The sequence below is a fragment of the Microvirga sp. KLBC 81 genome (assembly GCF_003075415.1).
Classification (GTDB): Bacteria; Pseudomonadota; Alphaproteobacteria; order Rhizobiales; family Beijerinckiaceae; genus Microvirga.
This window is the reverse complement of sequence record NZ_QDAH01000134.1, coordinates 1-9,242: the sequence shown is the minus strand read 5'-3', so window position 1 is coordinate 9,242 and position 9,242 is coordinate 1. Positions and strand designations below refer to the sequence as shown.

The window sequence follows — 9,242 nt, the reverse complement described above, 5'->3', positions numbered from 1 at the left end:
GGGCGACCGTTCATCCATCCTGTCACATCCTTCTCGCAAACCTCGGTGGGAACTCGATGGCCGAGATGCCTGCCGCTAAAGCGACCTTACGGCACTTGGGTGGCAATCCCCGCCTCATAGCCCCCTTCGCGGTACAACACGCCCCAGGCGATGCGCGCGAGCTTGTTGGCCAGGGCTGCGGCCAGCACATTCCGGTGCAGCCGTGTCCCCGCGGCTGTCAACCAGCCTCCGAAGCCGTGTCTTTGCCAGTGGTGCCGGTGCTGCAGAATGGCCTGCGCGCCGCCCACGAACAGGGTGCGCAAGTAGCGGTTCCCCGCTTCGAGAGGCCGCCCAGGATGGTGCGATCACCAATCGAGATCTGCTCGGGCACCAGTCCCAGCCAAGCGGCGAAGTCGCGGCCTTTGGCAAAGGCCGCTCCAGTGCCGACCGCCACCATGGCACTGGCGGTGATCACCCCGACACCTGGAATCCCCATCAGCCGCCGGCAGCCTGCGTCCTGGCGCGCCAGGGCCGTGATGTCCCAGGTGAGCGTCTCGAGGCGTTCGTCCAACTGCCGCCAATCCTCCGCCAGATCCTCGATCAGGTGGATCATCCGCGGCGAGAGCACGTCCGTGCGTTGCGACAGAAGGGTGGGAAGAGCCTCGCGTAAACCGGCAAGTCCCTGACGCACTGGAAGGCCGCATTCGAGCAGAAAGGCGCGGATCTGGTTGATCACCGCCGTACGCTGCCCAATCCGCCGGCGGCGCACCCGGTGCAGGGCTTGTAGATCAAGTTGTTCGGCTGACTTCAGGGGCACGGGACGCATGGTCGGCCGCTGGACCGCCTCGGCAGTGGCCTCGGCATCGCGGTAGTCGTTCTTGTGGCCTTTGGGGAACGGCTTGACGTACTGGGCCGGCAGCAGGCGCACGTCATGGCCGAGGGCAGCGAGCTGGCGCCCAACATGATGAGCCCCCGCGCAGGCCTCCATCCCGATCAGACAGACCGGCAGATTGGCCAGACAGGACTGCAGTTGTCCGCGTGCGATCTTCCGGCGCAGCACGATCCTGCCGCGTGCATCCATGCCGATCAGATGAAAGGTGGTCTTGCCCAGGTCGATCCCGATGGTGGTGATGCACTCACTCGTGGTCTGATGCGTCATGGCATGGCTCCGTGGCAGCGGGTTAATCCCGTCCTCTTATGCTCGACCCGGGAGCACGGCCGGTCCATGCCACGGCCTCATCCTGAAACTCTTTCGTAAAGCGTGTCTGGGGCATGGAGATCCCCCTGCTTCATGAGAGGCTCTCCAGTTTTTCGATACTGCTGGCGAACTCGCTTCAGGGCTGCCGAGGCGGCTGCCACGCTTCCGAAGTGGACAGCCCGCGCTCTGCGTCAGAGCGCTGCAGGTCAGCCCTCCGGCTGCGAATGAAGTGGCAACATCGAATTTGCCAGCAGTATCTTTCTCGAAGCAATTCCAATCGAGTGGTTGGCCGAGGAACAGGCGGAGGCGACGCCGAAGACTGGCCCGCGCAAGCCGAGGCTCATGCTGACCTGGCCGGCGGCGGCGATCGGCATCACCTTGGGTGCAGTGAAGGTGGCGGCACGGCTCTCGCTGCCCAAAAAGAAGGCCCTGTAGTTTTCCTCGACTGTCTCCCAGCCGCAGACGCAGACGCCCACAACCGCACCGAAGCGATGAGCATTTCCTTCATGGAGGAAAGTCCGGCCTGACGCATGGCTTCGCGTGCCGCAAGCACGGCGAGCTGGCTGAAGCGGTCCATGGAGACGAGCTGCTTGGGGTTGGCGTCGTGCTCCGGCAGCGCTTGATCTCGGCGCCGATCCTGACCTTCAACCCATAAAGCTCCGAATTGGTGATCGAGCCGATGGCGGAGCGGCCTTCGCGCATCTCGTTCCAAATGGAGGCGGTGTCAGTGCCCAGCCCGCGCAGCCCCCTACCCCGGTAATGACGACGCGTCTGTCCATTTAAGCCTCCTTAGCGAGCAAGCCGCGGACAGCTTCCACTATGTCGCCGATATTTCTGAGATTCGACCAGGCTTCGGCGGTGGTCAGCTCGATTTGGATGCCGTAGGAACGCTCCAGGTCGATGATGATGTCCGCCAATCCCAGCGAGTCGATGCCAAGCGAGGTCAGTTCCGTGGCGGTCGTTATCTCGCCGCTTCCTGATATAGCTGTAGCCGAAATCGCCCACCGGGCCGACTCGGCGTGATTCTCAATCTTGGCGATGATTTCCTTCGTGAGCCGATCTGCTATCATGTTCCTTCCTATCATGCGTTTCAACGCGGACGCGGCGCCATCCCTCAGCCGAGCCGCGTCGCGAAAAGTGCCCCTCATCGCGCGTGGGTGATTGACCAAAGGAACCTGCTTATAGAGATCTGACTAAGTAGGTCGCCAAAAGTTCTACAACAACTTTCTGAGCCAGAAGTGTTTGGACATCATGCCAGCCTTACGCCGCGCCTGTTCCTCGCATCTACCAGCAAACCTTCATCGACACCTACACGAATGTGGCGTTTGCCAAACTATATGACCGCAAGACGCCGATCACCGCCGCGGACCTTCTTAACGGTCGTGCCCTGCCCTTCTTCGATGCCCATGAGGTGAAGCTGTGTCGGGTGCTCACCGACCGCGGTACTGATTACTGCGGCAATCCTGAGCGCCACGAGTACGAGCTCTATCTGGCAGTCGAGGACGTGGATCATTCCAGCACCAAGACGAAGAACCCGCCGACAAACGGGATCGTTGAGCGCTTTCACAAGACGGCGCTGGACGAGTTCTATCGTGTGGCGTTCTGCAAGAAGATCTCCGGTTCAATCGCTGCGTCGCAGAGCGATCTCGATACTTGGGTGAGGATTTATAATGAGGAGCGGCCACATCAGGGGCGGTGGTGCTTTGGCAAGACGCCGATGCAGACCTTCTTATGCCGTGCCGCTGGCGAAGGAGAAAATGATTGCAGCCTGATCCTGTCGGACAGGCTCAATCCGATCACTCTCTGACGCCGACTGTCCGATCAGATACCGACTACTACATAGAAGGGTCGCGAATGCGGTCATTCTCATCCACGCGCCCTGCGCAGTGTAGCCGACCATCTCCTGAACGTGGCCTGCGCCATGCTCAGAGACGGTACTCTCTTCAACCCTGAGGCGGCTCGGAGGCTTCCCCGGTACCTCATAATCTCGGACCGACGAGGTCATTCAGATCCGCTTGTTAAAAGGTGGGGAGTCCCATCAATCACATTGCCAAACAGGCGCCATCCAGACGTGCTAGTGTCGATGAGTCTTCTTGAGCATCCGAAAGTGCTGAATCGAGACAGGCATCACGACTAAGGGTCGTGACTTATCTCTGCAAACCCGCCCGGTCTACATAAAGTCATCGTCGTCCGAATGCGACGGGCCGTTTGCTGCACTCTCGGTACCCTCGGTTTCACAGCTTTCACTATCTTCGGCTTTGGAGAGATACAATGGAGGTTTGTTTGCACGCTGCCATTCCCCGGCACTGTTCTTCGTCCATTTGTCGGGATGCTGGGTAGGATCAAGCACCATCACCGAATCACTCACCTCAACAAACCCCATCTTCGCTGCGCGGGCTTTCGCTTCCTGGTTGACAGGATGAGAGAGGAGCAACGGTCGTTCGCCGTCGAGCCGAAGTTGATACTCCAGTAGAATATCGCCTGCGTTCTCGACAAGCGGATGAGTAACCCGAAGATCTACAATGGATGTGATTTCAGTTCGCCCGGGGAACTGTTGCCGCCACTTGTTCTCTTCGAACACTTCACTCATGCTAGCTCTGCCCTCTGTTCTTAGAAGCCCAACACTCTGCTTGCCCAACTGATAGCTAAAATATCGCGCGGTTTCCGAACCAGATCCAACGCCGTGGTGATAGGCAACATCTTTTGTGTGCGTGGCCTTCAAGGACACAGCATCAGAGTACTGCTTTGGGTTCGCAGCAATATGCTCAATTTCGTCGCCATAAAAGCTCATCATTTTCTCCTCGAATAAACTCCTTGAGATCTCCACCACAGGAGGTTTGGGAACGAGGGAATATGCCGGTGCTGGCGAAGATGAGCGAGCGTTGGAGTCCGCTGTGGCTAAGTGCATGTTGGCGAAAGTGTCCGAGAAACTTTGGGTTCGCTCGCTGTCGGCTGTCCACGAATCTGTTTCGTCAGCCACGCCATTGCATTTCCACTCACCGGAAAAGCCACCAATTCGACCGTACATGACGATTCACACTCCTAAGGGGCATCATTTTCGAGGCTGGTTATGCCCTGCAGCGCACGATAGTCAGCCCGGCTGACGATAAGCTGACGTAGGCGTTCTGTGGATGTACGAGAAAACCCGGCCTGGTTCAGCGCTCGCGCCTGAATCATCAATCAAGCTGCGGCATACGCCGAATGGACCTGCTCCGCTTTTTTGGAGAGCGTTTTGGGGTCCTGTTGCAAATCCGAATCAGAGACGAGAAAGAATCAGGTGCTTGTGGAGAGCTCATGCGGCGAGCAGATCGAGTTGCTCCGCGAGTGACGGCAGCAGATTATGGGCAGACTTCGCCTGTTCTTTCCGCATCATGTGCTCCATTTCAACCCCGCCCAGGATGGCGCGAGCGCTGCTCAGAGACTTGAAGCCGAGCATCGGCCGGATCCGCTGCTTGATCGCCCGATAATCCTACTCGATCCGGTTGTTCAATTAGGCGCTTTGCCGGATCCGAATGGGCTTCAGATCACGCCATGTTCTCTCCGGGAGCCGATCGGCAGTATCGCAAGAGAGGATCGCCTCGCGGTTCGCCTGGCTGCCGTCGATCACGGATGGACAGCATCAGGTCCTCCTGCGGTGAGGAGATCGGCGTCGCAGGCGGTCGAAGCGCCAAATATACTCCTCAACCGCCCAGCGCACCTGATCCCAACAACTTTCCGCTGCCAAACACGTCCTGGGCAGCCGAAAGGTCCGAGGAAAGACACGAATAGTCGATCGGAGTGTGGGTCAGGCCACACCAGGATGCCTTTCGGCGCCAGCCTACCAGACGGTCCATCGCTGTGAGAGTCAGGCCGTCCAGGAACTGGCTACCATTCATTGACTGTCGCTATGGTCGATGAGACCGGATCGTTGGACGGGCTGCGGTCGGGATTGGCCTGGCGGGCGGCGTGCTCGGAGTCGATCGACGGGGCGATCGGCAGCACCCGGCAGATCGGCTCGACCCCATAGACCTCCCGATGCTCGTCGGTAAACTCCTTCATGGCTTGGAGCGGCGGTCGAGCTCCGCCTGGGCAAAATACGCGCTGGCCTTCCTCACGCTCGAGCGCCTTGATCTTCTCCTGCTCCGCGCTCGTCGGCCCTGGGCGAAGGCCCTGGTCGCGCTCCGCCTGCCGCACCCAGTGGCGCAGCGTCTCGCCCGAGCAGCCGATCTTCGCTGCGATCGACCGGATCGCCTCGTACTGCGAGGCGTACTCATTGCGGTGATCGAAAACCATCCGGACCGCCCGCTCGCGGACCTCTGGTGAATAAGGGGGTGTTCTCTTCGTCATGGCTCCATCCGGTCAGGAGTGGGAGCCTCCGGGAATCCCGGCGCGGTTCACTTCGATCTCGCTCGTGACCGCATCGATCCGCTCATCCAGATGATGCCAGTCCTGCATCAGCCCCTCGATCAGGCGCACCATGCGCGGGGTGAGGACATCGGTTCGTTTGGCCAGGATGTCTGGCAGAGCCTGCCGCAGGGATCGTAGGCCCTGTCGCACTGCAATTCCCCGTTCCAGCAGGAAGGTGCGGATCTGGTTGATCACCGCTGTGCGCTGCCCGACCAATTGCGCACGAACGCGATGAAGAGCTTGCAGATCGAGTTGCTCGACCGTCTTGGTCGGCACAAATCGCATAGTCGGCCGCAGGACGGCTTCGGCAATGGCTTCAAGAACTGCGCCGGGATGAGCTTCACATCGTGGCCGAGCGCCAGCAACTGAGGGCTGAGATAGTGGGCGCCGACACAGGCTTCCATGCCGATCAGACAGGCCGGCATGTTGGCCAGCCGCGCCTCAACCTGTCCCCGCGCGAGCTTCAAGCGCAGGACAATCGCACCGCGGGCATCCAGGCCCATGAGGCGAAAGCTGTTCTTGCCGATGTCGATGCCAAGGGTGGCAACTGGCGGAAGCTGAGCATTGGACATGGACCAGATCCTTATGCTGGGGCGCCCCTCTCATGAACGGTGCGCTGGTAAGCACGGCCGTCCATCCCATTAGCTTCTCAAGCTAGATGAGCAGGGCAATGCGTTCTGCAAGCGGGCTATGGAGAATGCGCTGCCTGGATCCGTCGCTGATCTGTATCGCCTGGCGCGCCGCGCGTTCCCCCGCCTGTAGCGCCGAACTGAACTCATCACCAGCTTCTTTCGGCACGCAGGCCTCTCCGGCACATGATTTGCATGAAGATCCTCAGAACGCCGCCGAAGGTGGGTAACACCTGCCCGTCAGCTCGTCGTCAGCTTGTCTGAGTATCACTCGCAGCAGGGCCTAACCAGCCCGAACTCACTGCGAAGAGACTTAGGCCGAAGGGAACCGCGAACCGCCATGTCTAATCGAATCAAGGGCTCATCCACACGCGCTAGCCAAGCTGACGAACCGAGTCAGTCGGTGGACAGCTTTATGGAAACACTTGTCGGCATGCCGTCCCGATTGGCGCCGGATCCCCATGCTAGTTTGTCTTCGGCGCCAACACGGCCGTACTTGCTCGCTCCCCGACCTCCCATCGAATAAATCGATAGGTCTTCCTTCACGAGAAATGTGAGGGCGTTTTACGGCAATAACATCAAGCACATTGCCGATAATCCATAAGAGTACTCGGAGTTCGTGTCCTCAAAAGCCGCGCGCACAGCCACCCTTAGGCGCTGATCGACGAGCAGATCGGGTGCCAGGTGATCGAAATCTACGGCGGCAATCCGGATGAGCTGGGTGCGCTGATCCGGCCGTACGTGCAGCGCATCGAGGTGAGCGGCGAAACGCTCTTTTGCTATGCGCCCGATCCGGAGCAGGTGCTCGTGCAGCTGCGCGGGCGCGAAACGGAGAAATGAAAATGTACGAATGGTATGCGACGAATCTCGACGCCCCGGCTCTCCGGGAAGCATCGCTGGACCAGATCCTGCACGCCTGGGCTGCCGAAGAGGGTCAGGGGGAAGACGAGAACCGGCAAGAGGTGGTAAGACGAATCAGAGCCTGGGTGGCAGCCGGCGATGTCGGTGCCTGGCTGGATCTGTCATTCCTGTCCCTAACCTGCCTGCCTGCGGCCCTCCCGGCCGGGCTCCTGTGGCTCGACACCGGCTGCAACCGGCTGACCAGCCTGCCCGCGACCCTCCCGGCCGGGCTCCAGCGGCTCGACGCCGATGGCAATGAGCTGACCAGCCTGCCGGCGACCCTCCCGGCCGGGCTCCAGCGGCTCGACACCGGCCGCAACCGGCTGACCAGCCTGCCCGCAGCCCTCCCGGCCGGGCTCCTGTGGCTCGACGCCAGCGACAATGAGCTGACCAGCCTGCCCGCAGCCCTCCCGGCCGGGCTCCAGCGGCTCGACGCCGATGGCAATGAGCTGACCAGCCTGCCGGCGACCCTCCCGGCCGGGCTTCTGCGGCTCGACGCCAGCGGCAATGAGCTGACCAGCCTGCCCGCAGCCCTCCCGGCCGGGCTCCTGCGGCTCGACGCCGGCGGCAATGAGCTGACCAGCCTGCCCGCAGCCCTCCCGGCCGGGCTTCTGTGGCTCGACGCCAGCGACAATGAGCTGACCAGCCTGCCCGCAGCCCTCCCGGCCGGGCTCCAGCGGCTCGACGCCGGGGGCAATGAGCTGACCAGCCTGCCCGCAGCCCTCCCGGCCGGGCTCCTGTGGCTCGACGCCAGCGACAATGAGCTGACCAGCCTGCCCGCAGCCCTCCCGGCCGGGCTCCAGTGGCTCAACGCCCGGGGCAATGAACTGACCAGCCCGCCCGCGTGTCTCAACGTGGAGGAAAATTTCAGCGGCAGGTCACGCCCTTTCGACCGACAACCATCAGCCACGACACATCACTCACCTCCGGACCTGGAGCAGTAAGCAGTTGCCTCATGGATGGCGAGCTCACTTATATACGAGTTCACTTGTATAACGGCGAGTTGGCGTCGAGCATCTCGACCATTCTCACAAGGTCGGCGAGTGACCGCGCTCCCATTTTCCGCATAACGTGGCCGCAGTGAATCTTGACGGTAATTTCGCTGACCCGCTTTGTTGCATGGATGAGCGAGTTGGTAACCGCGGCTGGGTCGCGTCAAGGCCTATTCGGTTTCTGACCAGCGATTGCGACCGTGCCATTCAAAGCCAATGCCGCTCGCCGTCACCGCATTCCGAAGCAGCGATACCGAATCACGAATTGGGCGGAGTATGATGGCCGCCCTGCGCCAGCGCGGAAGCCTCACAGTGTGGTTTTCAGAGGAGGCGAGTGCCGCTTGACGGGCGCCCCCCGCACGACACCGGACGGCCAGCCGGCATTACTCTGCCCTGGCGATCAGGACGGCCCTGACGCTCCGGGCGATGTTCCGGCTGGCGCTGCGTCAGACGGAAGGCCTGATTGGCTCGGTCCTGTGTCTTCTGGGGCTGGATCTGGCGGTGCCGGATCATTCAACCCTGAGCCGCCGCGCTAGGCGAAAGTTCCACATCGGTCCGATGCTGAGACTGGACAGATCCAGGCACCTGAGTTGACGACCAGTGATGTTGATGACGGCTCGCAGATTGAGCCCTTGCTCGATCAGATCGCACGTCCACTCGCCTCCTTCACCGGCGATGGAGCCTACGATCGGGACGGTGTGTCCAACACTATCGCCAAGCGCCATCCTGACGCTGACGTGATCGTGACACCTCGATCAACAGCGGTACCGAGCGAAATGGCGGAGAGCACTCCGACCCGGCGCGACCGGCATCTCCAAAGCATCGCCGCGCATGGACGCATGGGCTGGCAGACGAGGTCCGGGGACGCCCGACGAGCCTTGGTGGAAACCGCAGTAAGCCGCTTCAAACGAGTGATGGGAGACGGCTTACGCTCACAGGCAGATCACCGCCGCAGGACCGAGGGCGCCATCGCCGTTCATGTCTTGAACCGGATGCTTGAGCTTGGCCACCCGAAGTCCGTCCGCGTCGCTTGAATGCGGGCTTAGCGGCCTTCAGTGCGCCCACAGCCCGATCCATGCAACAAAGCGCTCAATATGAAAGGCATCGGTGCCTTGAATACATGCGCCCGGCTTGATGTAGCCGTAGCTGGTTGCCGGA

Annotated in this window: 4 protein-coding genes, 9 pseudogenes and 1 other annotated feature; of the genes and pseudogenes, 4 read left to right on the top strand and 9 right to left on the bottom strand. The window is 61.1% G+C overall.

From position 1 onward, the window contains the following. Positions 1-86 precede the first annotated feature (86 nt). The 3 genes and pseudogenes from DC522_RS31315 to DC522_RS31305 all read right to left on the bottom strand — a co-directional run bounded on the left by DC522_RS31315 (position 87) and on the right by DC522_RS31305 (position 2,244). Positions 87-1,138 (bottom strand): annotated as a pseudogene (locus DC522_RS31315) (IS110 family transposase). A 278-nt stretch (positions 1,139-1,416) separates the two neighbouring features. Beyond that, a pseudogene (locus DC522_RS31310) lies at positions 1,417-1,956 on the bottom strand (beta-ketoacyl synthase N-terminal-like domain-containing protein); the annotation flags it as partial. Next, positions 1,957-2,244, bottom strand: a complete 288-nt coding sequence (locus tag DC522_RS31305; RefSeq protein ID WP_047190027.1) for a phosphopantetheine-binding protein — start codon at positions 2,242-2,244, stop codon at positions 1,957-1,959. Positions 2,245-2,450: 206 nt separating this feature from the next. Here DC522_RS31305 and DC522_RS31295 point away from each other — a divergent pair. Continuing rightward, a pseudogene (locus tag DC522_RS31295) lies at positions 2,451-2,984 on the top strand (integrase core domain-containing protein); the annotation flags it as partial. 363 nt (positions 2,985-3,347) lie between these two features. On the opposite strand, the gene DC522_RS31285 reads toward DC522_RS31295, so the two are convergent. From DC522_RS31285 to DC522_RS35550, 5 genes and pseudogenes are all read right to left on the bottom strand, one after another. Continuing rightward, entirely contained in the window at positions 3,348-4,205 is an 858-nt protein-coding gene (locus tag DC522_RS31285) for an Effector protein NopP (protein ID WP_305777719.1), read from the bottom strand. Between the two features lie 264 nt (positions 4,206-4,469). Further along, positions 4,470-4,784 (bottom strand): annotated as a pseudogene (locus DC522_RS31280) (DDE-type integrase/transposase/recombinase); the annotation flags it as partial. Between the two features lie 311 nt (positions 4,785-5,095). Then, a pseudogene (locus tag DC522_RS31275) lies at positions 5,096-5,503 on the bottom strand (transposase); the annotation flags it as partial. After that, positions 5,141-5,257 (bottom strand) — a sequence feature (AL1L pseudoknot). It overlaps the preceding pseudogene by 117 nt. A gap of 51 nt (positions 5,504-5,554) precedes the next feature. After that, positions 5,555-6,135, bottom strand: a pseudogene (locus tag DC522_RS31270) (IS110 family transposase); the annotation flags it as partial. 82 nt (positions 6,136-6,217) lie between these two features. Further along, complete coding sequence (locus DC522_RS35550; protein WP_205769866.1) at positions 6,218-6,361, bottom strand: hypothetical protein; 144 nt, start codon at positions 6,359-6,361, stop codon at positions 6,218-6,220. A gap of 485 nt (positions 6,362-6,846) precedes the next feature. Between DC522_RS35550 and DC522_RS31260 the strand changes: the two are divergent. After that, positions 6,847-7,017 (top strand): annotated as a pseudogene (locus DC522_RS31260) (nodulation factor ABC transporter ATP-binding protein NodI); the annotation flags it as partial. A gap of 17 nt (positions 7,018-7,034) precedes the next feature. Further along, positions 7,035-8,036: a hypothetical protein gene (locus DC522_RS31255; protein WP_205769863.1), complete on the top strand. Its 1,002-nt coding sequence runs from the start codon at positions 7,035-7,037 to the stop codon at positions 8,034-8,036. A gap of 40 nt (positions 8,037-8,076) precedes the next feature. Here DC522_RS31255 and DC522_RS31250 read toward each other — a convergent pair. Next, positions 8,077-8,202, bottom strand: a pseudogene (locus tag DC522_RS31250) (LuxR C-terminal-related transcriptional regulator); the annotation flags it as partial. A gap of 82 nt (positions 8,203-8,284) precedes the next feature. On the opposite strand from DC522_RS31250, the pseudogene DC522_RS31245 reads away from it, so the two are divergent. After that, positions 8,285-9,118 (top strand): annotated as a pseudogene (locus DC522_RS31245) (transposase). Positions 9,119-9,242 lie beyond the last annotated feature (124 nt).